The sequence below is a fragment of the Actinomycetospora straminea genome (genome assembly GCF_028737255.1).
Lineage (GTDB): Bacteria > Actinomycetota > Actinomycetes > Mycobacteriales > Pseudonocardiaceae > Actinomycetospora > Actinomycetospora straminea.
In genome coordinates, this window is record NZ_JAQZAN010000001.1 from 218,793 (window position 1) to 236,747 (window position 17,955).

Here is a 17,955-nt window from a genome sequence, read left to right on the forward strand (position 1 = left end):
TCAGCTTGTCAAGGCCCAGCCGTCCACCCACCGTCTGGGCTCAGGTCAGAGCCGGGCGCCCGGCAACCCGTCGTAGGCGGCCAACATGTGACCTCCCCAGGTCTCGAGGCCGTGATGCGCAACGACGTGGGCGCGGGCCGCCGCACCCTCCCGTTCGGCCAGCGCCGGGTCGCGCAGCCGAGCGACCACGGCGGCCGCGAGCGAGTCGGGGTCCTCGCGCGCCACGATCACCCCGCAGCCCTCGGGCACCGTCTCGCGCGCGCCGGCGACGTCGGTCATGACCACACTGCGGGCACCCGCACTGGCCTCCAGCGGGACGAGCGCCATCCCCTCCCATCGGGATGGCACCACCACCACGTCCGCCGCGGCGTACCAGTCCGCGGGACCCGTGCTGCTGCCCACGAAGTCGACGCCATCACCGGCGTCGGCAGCCAGCCGATCGCGCCAAGGCCCCTGGCCCACCAGGGCGAGCGAGGCACCGGACAGCTCGCGGCGCACAGAACGCCAAGCGCGTAGGAGGACGTCCTGGCCTTTCTGCTCGCAGAGCCGACCCACGCAGACCGCCAGCGACCGGTCAGCCGGCAGGCCCAGTCGGCGCCGGGCCTCCGAACGGTCTCGGGGTGCAAAACGATCCGTGTCAACGGAGTTCGGGACGACGCGCGCCCGGTCACCGAGGCCCACGCCGGCCTCTTCGGCCTGCTCGCGCTCCGACTCGCTGACGCACACGACGCGGTGCGTCCATCGCAGCGCGGTGCGCTCCCAGGCGACGGTGGCCCGACTGAGGACGTCGGGCACGGCCAGGAAGGACCAGGCGTGCGGCTGGAAGACGGTGGGCACGGCCCCGCGGACCGCGAGGCGGCCCACCAGCCCCGCCTTCGAGCTGTGCAGGTGCACCAGGTCGTGGTCGAGATCTCGCAGAGCACGGCGCAGCCGCCTGACCTCGCCCGGCACGGCCAGGTTCGGGTTGCGGTCGGCAGACCACGGCACGTGCTGGGCACCGGCCTCCACCGCCTCGGCGGCGAGCCACCCGTCGGTCGGCGACACGACGACGACACGGCATCCGCGCGCCACCTGGTGTCGGACGAGCGCGACGATGCACCGCGGCACTCCCTCGGTTGTCGGCTGCGAGACGTGCACAATGCGCGCATTCACGCGGTCATCCTGCCCGCCGGACCAGCAGCTCGTCGTTCCGGGCGCGCCGAAGCACCCAGGCGCAGTCCCCGTGCATTGCCCGTTCGCGTACGCGCGTCGGTTCCGCTCTTCCACCCTAAGAGGTGGTCCTCGAGGCGACCGCTCGCTCAGCCACCTTGCCGCCGGACCACCTGGCCGACCGTCATCAAAATGATCTTCAGATCGAGCCAGGGAGACCAATTCTCAATATAGTAGTTGTCGTACCGAGCCCGCTCTTCGATCGAGGTGTCCCCCCGGAGGCCGTGGACCTGGGCCCACCCCGTAAGCCCTGCGGGCACGCGGTGGCGGGTGACGTAGCGGGGGATGTAGGACGAGAACTTCTCGACGAAGTGGGGGCGTTCCGGGCGCGGACCGACGAGGCTCATGTCGCCCCGGAGGATGTTCCAGAGCTGCGGCAGCTCGTCGAGGGACGACGCCCGAAGTAGCCTGCCGAGTCGCCCGAGCCGGTCGTCGTGCTTGATGTTCCAGTTGGTCTGAGACTCAGCCTCGTCAACCGGCTTGAGCGACCGGAACTTGAGGACCTCGAACGGACGGTTGTCGATGCCGACGCGTTGCTGGCGGAAGATGATCCCGGGACCGCCTTCCAGCCGGACCGCGAGCGCACAGATGGCGAGAATGGGCGAGAGCAGGACGAGGGCGACGGCTGCGACGGCGGCGTCCACGAGCCTCTTCACGGCCCACCAGGGACTGCGGAACGTGGCCCGGCGCAGCCGGACGAGCGGGATCCCCTGGACCTCGTCCGTGTCGCGGTGGGTGTTGTGGAGTTCGAAGAGGCGGGGGACGACGAACACCTCGACGTCGAGGCGGTCGCAGGTCCGGAGCATGTCGACCAGCGCGTTCTCTCGTGTGCCCCCGAAGGCCACGATCACGTCTCGGATGAGGTGCTCGCGGATCAGCTGGCCCAGTCGGTCGTAGTCACCGAGCAGGGGCAACGGTCTGAGGTGCATCTTGTCCAGACCGCAGGCGGCATCGACGAAGCCGACCGGTTCGAGCCCGTAGCGGCGATCATCGAGCAGGGCGTGGGTGATGCGAGTGCCGATCACACCAGCGCCGAGCACCATCGTCCGATGCCGGACCCAGCCGCGCCTCCGGGCGCCGCGAACGATGGCGTAGGCGATCGAACGCACGACGATGACGACGAGGAGGAGGACGGTGACGTGCTCCACCTGCTCCAGCGGCGGATCGATGCCGGGCACGAAGGTGGAGAGCGAAACTTTCAACGCAAGCCCTGCCACCACCGCCGCGATCAGGTATGGAAGATCGTCCAGCAGGGAGAGTTTGAGCCGCGAGCGGTACAACCCTGCCATCGACAAGGTGATCAAGGTGATCAGGAGGACGAGCAGGTGGGTCGGCGACGTTGGGAGTGTGATCGCGGACGCTAAAACGAACGCCACGAGGTCGCCTACTACGAGATAGGGCCCAACGCCAGCCCGTAGCCACCAGGCTTCGGGATTGCGCCACCGGTTCTCGGCCGTCCATAGCGGGGCATCGGTTGCCGAGTCGTCGCTGGCTCGGCGGACGTCGTCCGCCGGATCGAGCTCGAACTCTGGCTTCGTCTGGTGATCCTCCGACACGGCCCCCCCGGTTGTGCCACGTAATCGACCGTTTCCCCTCGCGCCGGGAATGAAACACCTACTGCACTGTTCCGGCCAGCCCTACGACGTCGCCCGCGCGCCCGGTCAGGATGCGGCGTTTGGGCGGCACGGCCCTTCCGTGTGAGCGCTGCGCAGGGTGCAACAGCAGCCGCCGACAAGAGACCCCGCTTAGACCTTCCACCCGTCCCGCAGGGCCTCGTGGCCGCGCATCGTGCCAGCTGGCCGGACTCCACCTAGCGTCGGTCGGGCCTAAACGCGCCGGGGCCACAAGTCCAAGGGCTGTCTGACGTGCCTTGGTCGTCGAGCGGGCTGAGAACCGAGGTCGTGGGCGAGTCGACCGGCGATCTCGGACGAGGCGTGGGAGTGGCTGGAGCCGCTACTACCCGAACCAGCGGCACCGTTGCGCGCTCAGGTCGGTGACCAGCCCCCGCTCCAGCACCAGCTCGGGCAGGAAGCCGCCCTCCCAGTCAACACCAGCTCTCCGACCGAAGCTCGCGCCGCCACCTCATCGAGCAGCACCGGTCGGTTACACCTACGCCCGGACTTCACCCCGGGACCGTCTGCCGTTACAGAGCGGCTACCTGCCTCGGGCGCAGAAGACCTCACCGAAGGTACGGAGGAGGACCTTCGCGTCGAGCCAGAGCGACCAGTTCTCGATGTAGTAGTTGTCGAACCGGGCGCGGTCGGTGATCGGGGTGTCGCCGCGCAGGCCGCTGACCTGAGCCAGGCCGGTGAGGCCGGCGCGAACGCGGTGACGGTGGTCGTAGCGGTCGATCTCGACCGAGAACTTGCTGACGAAGTGGGGCCGCTCGGGGCGTGGACCGACGAGTGTCATGTCGCCCTTGAGGATGCTCCACAGCTGAGGGAGCTCGTCGAGAGAGGAGCGTCGGAGAATCTTGCCGACCGGCCCGACGCGGCTGTCGGTGGCGATGTTCCACTGCGTCGCCGACTCGGCAGAAGTGGCGGGCTTCATCGAGCGGAACTTCAGGCAGGAGAAGAGCCGGCCGTCACGGCCGACCCGCTCCTGACGGAAGATCACCCCGGAGCCACCCTCCCAGCACACAGCGACCGCGCAAGCCACCATCACCGGCGCTAGCAGGAGGAGCAGGGCGCCGCTGACCACGACGTCGAAAGCGCGCTTCACGGCCCAGGAAGGCCCCTCGAGGCGCGGGGTGCGGATGCGCATCACGGGTACGGAGCCGATGTGGTCGACCATGCCGGCTTGGGTATGGAACTGCGGCAGCCGCGGTATGACCAGCAAGTCGCAGTCGAGGCAGTCAGGGCGGCGCACGACGTCGAGCAGCTCAGCCTCGGAGACGTCACCGTCAGCCATGAGAATCACATCGGCGCCGGATGCGGCCACGGCGAGGTCCAGGTCGTCGACACGACCAAGGCGCGGGAGCACCGACTTCGCGGGGCAGACCAGACCGTCGTCGACGAAACCGACGGGCGCGAGACCGTACTGCGGGTAGCGCTGCAGCAGCGTCGCCATCTCAGCGGCTCGGGCGCCGCCGCCGATGATGATCGTGGGGTGAGCGACGACCCGCCGCTTGCGCGCGGCGAGGATGATCTGCGTCGTCATCATGCGGCCGGCGATGACGAGCCCGACGGTGCCCAGCATCATCGCCAGGAACGGCGCGACCTCCTGTTGAGTGTTCCACAGGGCGAAGAGCGTGCCGACGATCGCGGCCGCGGTCAGCAGGCGCCCGACGAGGGCGGGCAGCTCGTCGAGCACGCTGAGGTGCAGCCGGGCGCGGAAGCGGCCGGCACCGTTGAGGACGACCATCGCGACCGCGGCCATCAGCAGGATCGCCTTGGTATTAAGCGGCGCCCAGAGCAGGGGCAGCAGCAGCATCACGGCGTCGACTGGCGGCACCACCATCCATGCGGCGATGCCACGCGCTGACCTGATGCCAGCGAGAGGACGGGCGACGGGGAGGGGATTCGAGCGGATCTCCAGTTCCGAGCGCTGCTCGGGGACCAGAGTGAGCGGACGCTTTCGTGTGACCTCCCGCTGGTCACGCTCCGTACCAGAGGCGAACCGACCGAGCTCCAACTCGATCGACTGAGTTACGTCGACGCCGCTGCTCACTTCGAAGTCCCCCGTTGTCCGTGGACGGCGCAAGAGCCATCCGACTGACTGCTACGCCGGGCAGCTCGTCGCCTGAGCTCCGTCCCTGCGCCTGTCCCACTATCGCGTGACCCCAGCCCAGCCGTTACACGAGCGGTGAATCAGAGTGTCGGCGTGTCGCGGCGACACGCTGGTTATCGTGACGCTTTCTCACCCATTCAGGTTTGTGTGGCGTAGGTCGCACCTCGGTCAGGTAACGCTGTGAGACCGGACGATCCGTGGCGAGCCGGCCCGCAACGGGAGGCGGAGGGAGTCCGAGACGCCACAACGTGCCACTACACAGGGGCCAGATGGGCTAATTGTCCGCGACACGAACGAGCGAGCCCGAAAGGTCCGTGAAAGCGGGACGGGTTTTGCTCTGCGTCACGGACCTCGGGGCCGGGCGGCGGAGGGAGCGGATCGGTGTCGATCTCGCGCGACGACGCCGCCCGGGGCGCGGGGTCCGCAGCCACGGGCGATCGCGCCCGTCGTCCTGGCGAGGGGGGTACGTCAGGACGGCGGGAGCAGCCCGAGCGGACGGGCGTCCGGCGGCAGGGTCGGGGGGACCTTGGGGTCTGCTGTCGGACGCCCGGCTCCTCCCCCGGCCTGGCTGCGGACGACGCGGGCGAAGGTGCGGGCGGTGTCGGCCCAGGGCGCCCAGCCGAGGCCATCGGCGAGCGATGCGGCCTGGGCGAGGAGCCTGCGGGCCTCTGCGCGTTCGCCGAGCACGGCGGCGGCGAGGCCCTGGTAGAGCGTGATCGGCCCGAAGGTGGCCGAGCCGATGCCGACCACCACCACCGCGCCGGGGTCGGGCGGCAGGTCGCGGCGCACGACCTCGGCCGTGACCACGTCACCGAGCGCGAAGGCCGCGCAGGCGGCGAGGCAGAGGCCGGGACGGTCGAAGAGCGCGCCGGCCCGTCCCTCCCGTTTGCGGTGCCAGTCGGCGAGGTGATTGGCGGCGCCGGTGAGGTCCTCCCCCACCGCGGCGTCGACGGCGGCGGCCGCGGACCAGGCGGCGACCAGCGGGTACATCGTGGCCGCGCCGGCGGGCAGGCCCTTGAGCGAGGGCAGGGTGCCGCCGAGCAGGTGCCGCACGAGCAGGTGCACCCCGTAGGCGCCGACGGCGTCGGGGAGCCCGAGCTCCTGCCCGCGCGTCATGGCCGCGAGCGCGGCCTCGTCGGCCTCGATGGTGTCCCCGCGCGCGAGGGTGAGGCCGGCGTCGAGGAGGGAGACCATCCACATCGTCCGGGGACGGTGGCGGTCGACGGCGAGCGGCTCGAGGTCGCGGCGCGCGGCGAGGGCCTCGTCCTGGCGCGCGGTGGCGAGCAGGGCGGCGATGCGCAGCTCCTGCGCCTCGAACCACACGGCGTCGTCACCGGCTTCGGCGGCCAGGCGGCAGGCCTGCTCGCAGACCGCGAGCCGCTGGGTGGCGGGCACGGGCGCGTCGACGAGGTGGTTGGCCTCGAGGACGCGGACACCCGCGAGCAGGCGCCGGTCGTCGAAGCCGGTGGTGGCGAGGGCGAGCAGCTCGGGCAGGGCGGTGGGGTCGCCGACGTCGCCGTGGAGCTGTTCCTCCTCGAGGATGAGGCTGCGCAGGACCTCGGCGCGCTGGCGGTTCGACAGCGGCAGCCCGCGGGTACGCCGGAGGCGCCGGGCGCGTCGGGGGCGTCCGGCCACGCTGATGCCCATGGCGTCGTGCCCCACGGCGGCGACGACCGCGTCGTCGATCACGCGGTCGTCGATCTCGCGTCGATCCGCCGCGGGTTGGCTCTGGTCGACCGCAGCGAGCGAGGCGGCCTGCTCGACGACCTCGTCGAGCACCTCGTCGGCCTCCTCGTGCCGCCCGAGGGCCTCGAGGACGAGGCCCCGGTGGAGCGCCAGGGTGCTCGGCCGCGAGGTCTCCAGCACCGCGTCGAGCTGCGCGAGGGCTTCGTCGAGCGCGCCCTGGCCGTACGCCGCGATGCCCGCCGCGAGCCGGGCGTCGCCCAGGTCCCGCGCCTCGACCAGCGGCCCGGCGCCCGCCGCGTGGCGCAGCAGGGTGAACGGCTCGGCCCCGTCAGCACCGCCGGCCGCGACCAGCACCTCGTACCGGGCGTGGTGCAGCGCCTGCGCGATCGCCGGGGGGACGGCGTCGAGCACGGCGTCGCGGGTCAGCGCGTGCCGGAAGGCGAAGCCGTCCGCGGTGGCGGCGAGCAGGCCCCGGTCGACGGCCGCCCGGAGCAGCGTCGACAGCGTCCGCGGGGTGCCGCCGACGACCGTCCCGAGCTCGGCGAGCGAGAGCGGGGCGAGCACCGCCAGCGCCTCCAGGGCGTCCCGCGCGGTGGGCGCGAGACCGGCGAGCTGGTGCTCGAGCAGCGGGCGCAGGCGCCCGGGGATGACGGTGAAGAGCTCGTCGCACGCCTTCTCCCCGTCGGGCTCGTCGAGACCGGAGAGCGTCTCGATCAGCGCCGCGACGTGCAGGGCGTGCCCGCGCGTGCGCTCCCACAGCGCCGTCGCGACCCGCTCCGCGCCGTCGGGCGCGAGCCCGGACAGGTCCCGGACGACGAGTCCCCGCACGGTGGCGCGGGCGAGCTCGGGCAGGCGCAGGTCGCGGACGTTCTCGAGGAGTGCGAGCTCGGCGTGGGTCGCGCCCCAGGCGGGGTGGACCTGGGCGTCGGGCTCGCGGGCGGCGACGAGCACCAGGACGCCGGCGGGCAGCCCGGCGCGGGCGAGCCCGCGGAGCGCGGCGAGGGTGACCGAGTCGGCGAGGTGCGCGTCGTCGATCGTGACGAGCACCGGGGAGCGCCGGGCGGTGAGGCGGTCGCGCAGGGCACGGCCGGGCGCGGGCTCCCCGGGGTGGACGGGCTCGGCGCCGAGGTCGGCGAGCGCCTCGGCCCACGCCGACCACGGCGGCGCGTCGGCGTCGCAGGTCCCGCCGCCGACGACGACTCCGTTGCTTCGAGCTTCAGCGCGGGCGGCGGTCATGAGGGCGGTCTTGCCGATGCCGGCCTCGCCGGTGACGAGCAGGACCGCACCGCTGCCGGGCGTCTCGAGCAGGGTGCGCACGACGCCGAGCTCGTCCTCGCGGCCGAGGAGCGTCGGTCGGGGCCGGTGCTGCCGCGTCGGGGCCTGGAGCCGGCGAGCGAGGTCCTCGATCTCCGGGCCGGGGGCGACGTCGTACTCGTCGCGCAGGGTCCGGCGCGTGGCGGCGAGGACCTCGAGGGCCTCGGTGGTGTGCCCCTGGCGGTGCAGCCCGGAGGCGGCGACGACGGCGAGGCGCTCGCGGGAGCGGTCGGCGGAGAGGTCGCCGAGCACGAGGTCGACGGCCTCGTCGGGCCGGTCGAGGTCGAGCAGCGTGGCGCCCATGCGCTCGAGGAGGCGCAGCCGGCGGTCGAGGGCGCGGGTGCGCTCGGCGTCGAGGCGCAGCCCGACCGGGGTGCCGGCGAAGGGCTCGCCGCGCCAGGTCGTCAGGGCCCGGTGGCCGGCGTCGAGGACCGTCGCGCGGGCGGCGTCGGGGGCCAGGGCGGCCGCGGCGGCGTCGTGGAAGCGGTGCAGGTCGACGGCGTCGCGGGGGAGGTCGAGGCGGTAGGTCTCGCCGATGGGTGGGATCGGCAGTCGGGTGCCCTCGTCCGGCGCCTCCCGTCGCAGGCGGCTGACCAGCACCTGCAGCGCGGCGTCGGGACGCTCGGGGAGGTCCTCGCCCCAGATCTCGTCGATGAGCGTCGGCACCGCGACGGTGCCCCGGCAGGCCGCGGCGAGCAGCGCGAGGAGGGTGCGCAGCCGCCGGCCGGGGTGCGCGACGGCGCCGGACGCACCCTCGACTGCGACCTCACCGAGCACACGGATCCGGATGTCCGGGGGCGACGAGGATGACAACGAACCCCCTGGAGTCACAGACTGTCACTGGAGTACAGGAGGTTACGGCCTTTCGGACGATCCAACCAAGTCAGGTGCGGCAGGGCGATTTACTGTTGGTGACACAGATCCCGGGCGAGCCGCTGGGCCGGTTGATGCAGGACCTCGACGGCACGTGCTTCTCGCACTCAGGGATCGCGGTGCTCCCGGGGGGCGGGGACGGGCCGGCGACGCACCTGGCCAGCGCGCTCGCCAAGGACCTCCCCGACGCGGGCCTCGACCTCGGCGGCGTCCGCTGGGACCCGTTCGACCTGTTCTGGGACAAACACCGCGAGCTCTACTGCATCCCCATGCCGGACAGGCACCGCTCTGATGCGCTGCGCTACCTCGCGCGATTCCACCCGGAGCCCGGGCGCGAGGGCCGGTTCTCCTACGTCAAGCTGATCGCCGTGGCCGCCGGGCTGCGGTCGATCGACCTGCTCGACAGCGACCCCGCCCTCGCCGACGAGCTGTTCGCGGCGGCCTGCCGGGTCGGCGAGACCTGGACCGCCACCCACCACGCGCCCACCTACTACTGCGCCGAGCTCGTCGCCTCCGCCTACGGCCGCCGGTTCACGCGCGCGGAGATGGTGCCGCCGGCCGCCGCCGGTCTGGACGACGACGCCGACGAGCCGGAGTGGTTCGTGCGCCTGCTCGGGCTGCTCGACGACGAGATCGACGACGTCGACCGGTCGCGCTGGTCGGCGTGGACGGACCTCCTGGCGCTCCTCGTCCGCCGGGACTGGCCGTTCCTGCGCCGAGCGATCAGCTCGAGCGCGCAGGCCGGATTGTTCGTGCTCGACGACGTCGAGGGCCCGGCGGCGCTGCCGGAGGCGCTGGGGGTCGTGCCGCCCGGGCACCCGGGGCTGGCGCGCACCGACCCCGTCCCCCACGCGCTCGTGACGCCGCGGATGCTGTGGCAGGCCTTCGGGCGGGAGACGATCCGGCGGGTGGAGAGGGAGGCGTGACCCCGGGTCGGTGGCGCGGCGACTCGCCCCCGTGACTCCCCGCCGGACCTGAGGGGCGCAGGATCACGTCGGGCCTGTCTCGGCCGCCGCGGACGATCTGGGCCACTTGCGCGTCGCACGACCCTCTGTCGGCGGAGCCACAACGTGCGCGGCACCGCCTACGCTTCGCCGCGAACGGGGCACGAGGCCGCCTGTCTGCGGCGCGGGGAGAGCGTGTGCGACAGACGAAGTGGGAACAGATCGCCGAGACCCGCTGGGGTCGGTACCTGTCCGCGCGGGAGAAGGACGCCATCGTCACCGCGAGCCGCCTGGCCGGCCCTCCGGGTGATGCCCTCGACATCGGGGCTGAGGGCGGACGCTGGGCTCGTCTCCTCCGCGACCTCGGGTGGTCGGTGACGTGTACGGATGTCGACGAGGACGCGGTCGCCCTCTGCGCCGCCCGGCTTCCCGATGTTCGTTGCCTCAAGGTGTCCCCGGATCGCGAGGAGCTCCCGATCGGGGACCGCGCCGTCGGACTCGTCATCTGTATCGAGGTGATCGCGGTCGTGTCGACGGCCTGGTTCGCACCGGAGGTCGCTCGCGTCCTCGCACCAGGAGGCTCGTGCGTCACCGTCGTGTGGAACTGCCGGTCGGTCCGTGGCTGGGCGGCGAACCTGCTGGAGCGGTACCGGCACGGACGGCCGCACCCCTATTACACCGACGACTACGCGTCCTGGCGGCAGCGCCTCGTCGATCACGACTTCGACATCGTCAGCGAGCGGGGTATGGCGTGGTTTCCGTTCCGTCGCAGCAGCGATTCCCCCGCGATCCCGTGGGCGACCAAGCTTGAGGACGTGCTGCGGCTGCCACGCCTCGTGTCCTGGAGTCCTTGGGTCCTGGTGGTCGCCCGTCGCCGCGGATGACGACGAGCGCTCAGGGATTCGAGGCTGCCCGCCGCAGATCGCGCCACGCCGATCGGGAGCGGCGTCTGATCATCGGGATCACACCCGCCCGTTGGTGGACCGCATCGGACCGCAGGCCCCGCTCCCGGAGGGCCGTCCGGCAGGCGGCGTGATCGTACGGCAGCGCCAGAGGAAGGACCTCGCGGCGATCCGAGTCGTAGAGCATGCACCGGGCCCTCGGCGTCGACTCCCGGTCCCGCGACTGCCCCACCGCGCCCGGGTTCAGGAGGACGGGACCCCCATCCGGGAGCCGCAGGGTCCGCCCGGCCGCCAAGGACGAAAGCTCTCCTGTCGCACTACACACCATCTGCTGATGGGTGTGCCCCAGCACGAGCACCTCGGTCCCCGGCTTCTCGTCGGCTACCCGCCGCAGCTGCTCCTTCGCTTGGCCCGCGCTCCGTACATAAGGCAGAGGTCCCTCGAGGGACGCGTGGGTCATGAACAGATCGCCCAGGGTCACCTCGACGGGTAGCCGCCCGAGGTGGGTGCGGGCGTCGGCCCGGATTTCCGCACGGGTCCACCGCGTGCTCTCGCGGGCCATGCGGCCGCACCGCTCCTCGGTGAGCACGTCGAGAGCCATCAGCTCGTGGTTTCCCGTCACCGTGACTGCCTCGAGCTCAGCGACGATCTCGACGCACTCATTCGGGTGCGGGCCCCAGCCGACGATGTCGCCCACGCACAGCCATTGATCGACGCCCTCGGCGCGAAGGGCATCGATCGCCGAACGCAGAGCGAAGCGGTTGGCGTGGATGTCGGAGAGGATCCCGTAGCGCACGAGTCAGCCCTCGGTCGCGGGCGAAGCCCCGACCGGTGTCTTCGTTCGGGTCCGGGGGTGCGTCCGGACGAGGCCTGTCCGTCGGCGGGAAGCGTCCCGCATCCAGGTCAACGCGACGACGAAGAGGGGGAGCGGATCGCGTCGTGACCAGAACGCCGTGGCCTCGCTCCGGTAGGCCCATCGAAGCCAGTCCCCCGGCGGCACCCCCTCCCGCCGAAAGGCGACGAGGTCCTTGGGGTGCCACCAGGTCGCGGGGCTCGGGTGCGCGGCGACCGGTGGACGCTCCTGGCCGGTCAGGTCCGCGTACACGAGAGCGGGGAGGTTCACGCCCGCGCAGGCCCCGGCGTGGTGCCACAGGTTGAACCGGGCGTTGATCTCGAGGAGGAACAGACGCCCGTCGGGTGCTCGCTTGAAATCGAGCTTGGCGACGCCACGCAGGTCGAGGCGCCGGACGACGTCGAGGCCAGCGTGGGCGACGTCCGGTTCGTCGGTGATCTGCAGTGCGGAGGTGTGCCCGAACGGGCGGGGCGTCGTGCGCAGTTTCCGACCGGTGAACTCGCCCGCCACGTGACCGGTCTCGTCGACATAGACGTGGTAGCTCTCGAGCCTGCTCTCAGCGCCCCCGATGTACTGCTGGGCGATGCTCGAGGCCCCGAGCCTGCGCAGACGAGGCCACAGCGACAGCAGTTGGTGCGCCGACTCCACGTGGAACGCCTTCGAGTTGGTCGGGTCCACCGCCACCCACGCCAGGTCACGCTTGCGGGGTTTCACCACGACGGGGAACTCGAGAGCGTCGAGGTCCTCGAGTGCGAGATCCTCCTCGGGGTCGAGGACGCGACTCTTCGGGACCGGCAGCTCGTACCGGTCTGCCAGCGTCACGAATCGGGACTTGTCGACGAGGGCCTCGACCAGTTCCGGGCGCGGGACCACGAACTCGAATGCGCTCGACAGTTGCTCACGGTAGCGGGAGACGAAGAGCAGCGGCTCTTCCGAACAATAGATCAACACCGGGCGTTCGGGCTGCTCGAGACCCCAGCGCACGAAGCGCTCGGCCAGCGCACCGTCGTGCTCGTCCATCGGTCGCGTCCAGTCCCACTCGAAGACCCGCCGCGCCCAGCGCGAGAAGCCGGTGGCGTCCGTGCGCCTACCGACCACACCGCACGGGATGCCGGCGGACGCCAATGGACGGACCAGTTCGGTCCCGGGTTGTCCCATGATCAACGCGAGGGTCCCGGACGATCGATCGACGGCCACGACCGCTCCCCCTCGACTCGCCCTGGTTGGTCCTGGAATGTGCACCCGGTGGTGGCGTCCTTGGTGACGGTCCGCAAGCGTAGGCCATCGCCCGGAAGACGCAAGAACTCTGTTGGTGCGCCATGATCTCGTCACGCACACTGCCCGCAGACATCAATGGTCACCTCTGGTAGCCGTTGTCACGGGTCGCACTCGGTCCATGACGGTGTGCCGACACTGTCGGCATCTCGGGTCAATCCGGAATGGCAACTGGGTGCGAGTATCAACTCTTTCGGAGCAATGGTTTCCGGCGAACTGTCATCCGGGTTCGGACGTGTGGTCACGAACGGCACTTGACGTCACCCGAAAGCGTGTTCAAGCTATGACGTCGTCGCGTGATGTGACTGCCGGAGTCGCCGGCTGCAGCCCGCGCGCGATTCCTCGGCGTGCTCAGGCGAGGGGGGAACCGTGTTTGATCAGAAGAAGATCGCTGTCGTGGGTTACGGCTACTGGGGTGCCAAGCACGCACGAGTGCTCAGCTCGCTTCCCGGAGTCGCGCTGACGGTCATCGATGCCGACGAGACGTGCCTGGCCGAGGCCGAGAAGCAGTTCCCGGCAGCGCGGCTGGTGTCACGTCTCGACGCCGCGCTCGACGACCTCGACGGCGTGGTGGTGGCCACGCCCCCGGGCAGCCACGCCACGCTGGCGTCGCAAGCCCTCGCGGCCGGGATGCACACGCTCGTCGAGAAGCCGCTGACGACGTCGGTCGCCGATGCCGAATCCTTGATCGGGATCGCTCGGGAGAACAACGCCCTGCTGATGGTCGGGCACACGTTCGAGTACAACGCCGCGGTACGCAAGCTTCGAGAGATCGTTCGCTCCGGAGATCTCGGGAGGATTCTCTACATCCACAGTTCCCGTCTCGGGCTCGGCCGCTACCAGAAGGACTGCGACGTCGTGTGGGACCTTGCCCCGCACGACATCTCCATCATCTCGTACCTGCTCGACGAGATGCCGACCTCCGTCTCGGCGTGGGCCGACCGGAACGTGGGTCCACGTCATGCCGACGTCGCCTACGTCCGACTCGACTTCAGCGAGGCCGACACCCACGCCATCGTCCACGTGAGCTGGCTGGATCCCTGCAAGGTGCGGCGAGTGACCGTCGTCGGCGACCAGAAGATGGCGGTCTACGACGACCTCTCGGACAACGAGCGGATCCGCGTCTACGACATCGGTGTCGACATCGCGTTGATGGATGACTACACCTCGTCTCCCTCGATGCCGGTGTCGTACCGCACGGGGGACATCGTGTCCCCGTACCTCGCCTTCGAAGAACCCCTCAAGGTGCAGGACTCGCACTTCCTCGATTGCATTCGTGGCGTCGCGCGCCCGGAGAGTCCGGGCGAACGGGGCCTCGAGGTCGTCCGGGTCCTCAAGGCGGTCGACAGTGCTCATTCCGTCACCGGTCGGGTCTCGGTGGCGTCTCCGCTCCGCCTCGTCCCCGAGCAGGTTGCGCAGTGACCGGTTCGGTCCCCTTCCTCGACCTACCCGCGGTCACGGACCTCCTGCGTCGTGAGCTCGACCTCACCTGGAAGTCGGTGCTGGAGCACGGGATCTTCGTCGGCGGCCCCGAAGTGACGCGGTTCGAGACCGAGTTCGCCCAGTACTGCGACGTCGCACGATGCGTCGGCGTCGGGAACGGCACGGACGCGCTCGAGCTGATCCTTGCCGGGCTCGACATCGGCGCCGGCGACGAGGTCATCGTCCCGGCGAACACCTTCATCGCCAGCGTCGAGGCGGTCCGCGCCCGGGGCGCGCGGCCGCGTTTCGTCGACGTGCTGCCGACCACGCTGCTCATCGACCCCGACGCCGTCCTCGCGGCGATCGGTCCTCGCACGGCCGCGGTGCTGGCCGTCCACCTCTACGGGCAGATGGCCGACATGTCGCGGCTGCTGGCCCTGGCCGACCACCACGGGCTCGCTCTCGTCGAGGACGCCGCGCAGGCCCACGGCGCGCGCTTTGCCGGAGCCAAGCCGGGATCGGGCACGGCCGCGGCCTTCAGCTTTTACCCCGGGAAGAACCTCGGCGCGCTGGGCGACGGCGGCGCGGTGGTCACGAGGGACCCCGGGCTCGCCGACCGGATTCGCCGGCTCGCCAATCACGGCCGGTCGGCGACCGACCGCCACGTCCACACCGAGGCGGGCCGCAACAGCCGGCTCGACTCGCTGCAGGCGGGCTTGCTGTCCGCCAAGCTCGTCCGGCTGGACCGGGACAACGAACGCCGCGCGGCGGCGATGCACCGCTACCGCGCCGGCTTGCCGTCGACCGCCGTCCCCGTCGACGTCGACCCTCGCGCTCACCATGTGCACCACCTCGCGGTGGTCCGCGTGCCCGACCGCGATCGGGTCGTCCGGGAGCTCGACCGCGCCGAGATCGGTTGGGGCGTCCACTACCCCGTTCCATGCCACCGCCAGCCGCCGTTCGCCGACCCCGAGGCCGACGTACCGGTCGTCGAGCGCGCAGCGTCGGAGATCCTTTCTCTGCCGATGTCGCCCACGTTGACCGATGACGACGTCGACCTGGTGTGCGACGTCGTGAAGAGAGCGCAGCGATGAACCGGAAGAAGTCGAGCAACGGAGTCGCGGGTCCCACCGCCGCGATCTCGACCCGGTCCGAGCCCACCACCTCGCCGCCGCACGCGGCCGCATCCGCCCGCGCACCGGCCGGGGCGAGTCCGACGACCGCGATGTCGAGCTCGGTGGAGGCCGAGCCGACCACCGAGCAGGAGGCGCGTTCGGCGCCACCGTCCACGCCGCGGCCGGACCCGTCCCTCGACGCGGAGCGGCCGGACGACGAGGGCAGGGAACGACCCCGCGGGCACTGGTTCGACACGATCGCTGCGTGGCCGCACCGACGCCTCATCGCCGCCGCGGTCGTCGCCGTCGTCGTCGGCGGGCTCCTCGGGTACTGCGGCGCCCTGCTGTGGCCGAAGCAGTACGCAGCCCGGGCGGACCTCCTCTTCGCCATCACCCGGGAGCAGCCGACCGAGTTCCTCCGCGAGGACCGCACCCTCACCACCCAGGTCGTGCTGATGACCAGCCGGACCGTCCTCGCGCCGGTCGCCGCGCGCAACGGGCTGGAGGTGGACGAGCTCTCGGACGACGTGACGGCTCAGGTCGTTCCCGGTAGCGAGGTCCTCGAGGTGGAGGTCCGCGACCGGTCGCCGGACCGGGCCCTGTCGTTGACCCAGCAGATCGTGGCGAGCTACACCGCTGTCGCGGACGTCCAGCCCGCGAATCCGGTCCGGGACTACCTCGAGGCCGAGCTGGCCGGTGTACGGGACCGGCTGGCGGTGGCCAGGGGGGCGAGCCCGACCTCGCCACTCGCGAGCGAGGTCCCCAGCCTGGCCGAGCGCGAGCGGGGGCTGACCACTCAGCTCGACAGCATCGCCATCCAGCAGCTCACCACGCCTCGGCCCCAGGTCGTCGTCCCGCCCTACGTCCAGGGGGACGCCATCGGGCCCAGCTCGTCGGTGGGAGCCGTCGCCGGGGGGCTCGTGGCACTGGTGGGAGTCGCCGCCCTGCTCCTCATCACGACGACGAGGCGGCGCGCTCGCGGCGTCGACCCGTGACCGACATCGTCGCCGCGACCGGGCGACCGTCCGGAGCCCTCCGCAACTCGGTCGTCGTCGGCCTGAGCACGACCGTCAGGACCGGCTCGGGGCTGGTGCGCATCGTCGTGGCGGGCGCGGTGCTGGGGCCGACGTTCTTCGCCAACTTCTTCCAGGCCACCAACGTCATCCCGAACATCGTCTACGAGGTCCTCGCCGGCCCCGTCCTCGCGCTGGTGGTGGTCCCCGCCGTCGTGCGCGCCTTCGAGAGCGTCGGGCCCGAGCGCGCGCGAGAACTGGTGCGGGCCCTGAGCGGCTTCCTCCTGATGGCCTCGGGCATCGCTGCCGCGTTGCTCGTCGCGCTCTCACCGTGGATCGCGGACCTGCTCACCCGGGGTGTTCCCGAGGGCGCCGTGCGCGAGCGCGCTGCCCACCTGACGATGTTGCTCGTCCTGTTCGTCGCGCCGCAGATCGTGCTCTACACGATCGCCTTCCTCGGAGCGGCCGCTCAGCAGGCGCGGAGCAGGTTCGCACTCTCGACCCTGGCACCGACCGTCGAGAACGTCGGTCTCACCGCGACCCTCGTGACCGCAGCCGTGGTCTACGGGCGAGGCCTCGAGGTCGATGCCGTCCCGGTCGGCATGGTGGTGCTGCTCGGGGTGGGTAGCACGTTGTCGGTGGCTCTCCACGCCGCGGTACAGGTGGTCGGGGCAGCCCGGGTCGGGCTCCTGACGCTGCCGTCGCTGCAGTGGACCCACGATCCGGAGGCGCGCGCGCTGGTCCGCTACCTGGTGCGGTCCGTGCGCGTCGCTGCCTTCCCGGCCATCGGCGTCCTCGGCCTGCTCGCCCTGGCGGTCACCGTCCCAGGCGGCGTGCTGGTCCTCCAGATGGCGATCTATGTCTACAACTTCCCGGTGTCCGTAGGCGCCCGAGCGGTCTCGATCGCCGTACTGCCGGGACTGTCGGACGCAGCGCGCCGGCTCGACCGGGCGGCGTTCGCGGCGTCCACACGTCAGGCCATCGTCTACGGTCTGGTGGCCGGCTTCGCTGCCCTGTCGCTCCTCGTCGGACTCGGCGATCCCGTGGCCTTCCTGCTGGCACAGGGGGAGCTACGGGGCACCGACCTCGTCGGTGTCCTGGCGCTGTGTGTGGCGATCGTCGGGGTGGCCCAGCTCGTCGGTGGTCTGCACGAGGTGGCCCGCCAGGCGCTGTTCGCCCGCAGCGACCTCGACGGTCCACGCCGGGCCAGCGCCGCCGCACTCGTAGCGACCGCCGTGACGGGGCTGATCGCGATCGCGATGCCCTCACCGGAGAGCCGTATGGCCGTACTGTGCCTCGCGCTGCTGGCTCGGGACCTGACCGGCGCCGCGATGCTCGTCCGACGCCTGGGCCGGGCCGTACGACCCGAGACGATCCTCGATCGCCGCCGCCTCGCCGCCGCCGCGCTCGCGGTGACGCCGGCGCTCCCGATCGGCCTGCTGGGTACCGCCGTCATCGAGACCGTCGCCCCGGGGCGGATCTTCACAGCGTTGCTGCTCGCGGGGTTCGGTGCGCTCGTCCTCGTCGCGTACGGGGGCACCTTTCTCCTCGCCGGTCGCGCGCGGGTGCGGTGGACGCGATGACGAGGGGCTCGAAGAGGGAGGGGCGGATCTGGCTCGG

At 71.5% G+C, this 17,955-nt stretch carries 12 protein-coding genes; 6 read left to right on the plus strand and 6 right to left on the minus strand.

The features are described from left to right. Positions 1-45: 45 nt before the first annotated feature. From PH190_RS01100 to PH190_RS01115, 4 genes are all read right to left on the minus strand, one after another. Entirely contained in the window at positions 46-1,152 is a 1,107-nt protein-coding gene (locus tag PH190_RS01100; protein WP_274229659.1) for a glycosyltransferase family 4 protein, read from the minus strand. A gap of 146 nt (positions 1,153-1,298) precedes the next feature. Then, positions 1,299-2,765: a sugar transferase gene (locus PH190_RS01105; RefSeq protein WP_274229660.1), complete on the minus strand. Its 1,467-nt coding sequence runs from the start codon at positions 2,763-2,765 to the stop codon at positions 1,299-1,301. A gap of 598 nt (positions 2,766-3,363) precedes the next feature. Next, positions 3,364-4,878: a sugar transferase gene (locus tag PH190_RS01110; RefSeq protein ID WP_274229661.1), complete on the minus strand. Its 1,515-nt coding sequence runs from the start codon at positions 4,876-4,878 to the stop codon at positions 3,364-3,366. Positions 4,879-5,406: 528 nt separating this feature from the next. Then, on the minus strand, positions 5,407-8,715 hold the full coding sequence (locus PH190_RS01115; protein WP_274229662.1) for an ATP-binding protein: 3,309 nt from the start codon (positions 8,713-8,715) through the stop codon (positions 5,407-5,409). Between the two features lie 134 nt (positions 8,716-8,849). Between PH190_RS01115 and PH190_RS01120 the strand changes: the two genes are divergently transcribed. Together PH190_RS01120 and PH190_RS01125 are read left to right on the plus strand one after the other, a co-directional pair. Further along, complete coding sequence (locus PH190_RS01120) at positions 8,850-9,737, plus strand: hypothetical protein (protein WP_274229663.1); 888 nt, start codon at positions 8,850-8,852, stop codon at positions 9,735-9,737. 215 nt (positions 9,738-9,952) lie between these two features. Then, complete coding sequence (locus tag PH190_RS01125) at positions 9,953-10,639, plus strand: class I SAM-dependent methyltransferase (RefSeq protein ID WP_274229664.1); 687 nt, start codon at positions 9,953-9,955, stop codon at positions 10,637-10,639. A 10-nt stretch (positions 10,640-10,649) separates the two neighbouring features. On the opposite strand, the gene PH190_RS01130 is transcribed toward PH190_RS01125, so the two are convergent. Further along, positions 10,650-11,453, minus strand: coding sequence for a metallophosphoesterase family protein (locus PH190_RS01130; RefSeq protein WP_274229665.1), 804 nt, complete (start codon positions 11,451-11,453; stop codon positions 10,650-10,652). A gap of 3 nt (positions 11,454-11,456) precedes the next feature. Then, a complete protein-coding gene (locus tag PH190_RS01135) occupies positions 11,457-12,707 on the minus strand; it encodes a carboxylate--amine ligase (RefSeq protein WP_274229666.1) in 1,251 nt (416 codons plus the stop codon). Positions 12,708-13,154: 447 nt separating this feature from the next. Here PH190_RS01135 and PH190_RS01140 point away from each other — a divergent pair, with 447 nt between their 5' ends. The 4 genes from PH190_RS01140 (at position 13,155) to PH190_RS01155 (ending at position 17,918) form a co-directional block, all read left to right on the plus strand. Next, entirely contained in the window at positions 13,155-14,207 is a 1,053-nt protein-coding gene (locus PH190_RS01140; RefSeq protein WP_274229667.1) for a Gfo/Idh/MocA family protein, read from the plus strand. Beyond that, positions 14,204-15,301 carry a DegT/DnrJ/EryC1/StrS family aminotransferase gene (locus tag PH190_RS01145; protein WP_274229668.1) on the plus strand — a complete coding sequence of 366 codons (1,098 nt, stop codon included), beginning with the start codon at positions 14,204-14,206 and terminating at the stop codon, positions 15,299-15,301. The genes PH190_RS01140 and PH190_RS01145 overlap by 4 nt, the downstream gene beginning before the upstream one ends. 131 nt (positions 15,302-15,432) lie before the next feature. Continuing rightward, positions 15,433-16,317: a GumC domain-containing protein gene (locus PH190_RS01150; protein ID WP_274229669.1), complete on the plus strand. Its 885-nt coding sequence runs from the start codon at positions 15,433-15,435 to the stop codon at positions 16,315-16,317. Between the two features lie 107 nt (positions 16,318-16,424). Further along, entirely contained in the window at positions 16,425-17,918 is a 1,494-nt protein-coding gene (locus tag PH190_RS01155; protein WP_274229670.1) for a lipid II flippase MurJ, read from the plus strand. The last annotated feature ends 37 nt before the right edge of the window (positions 17,919-17,955 follow it).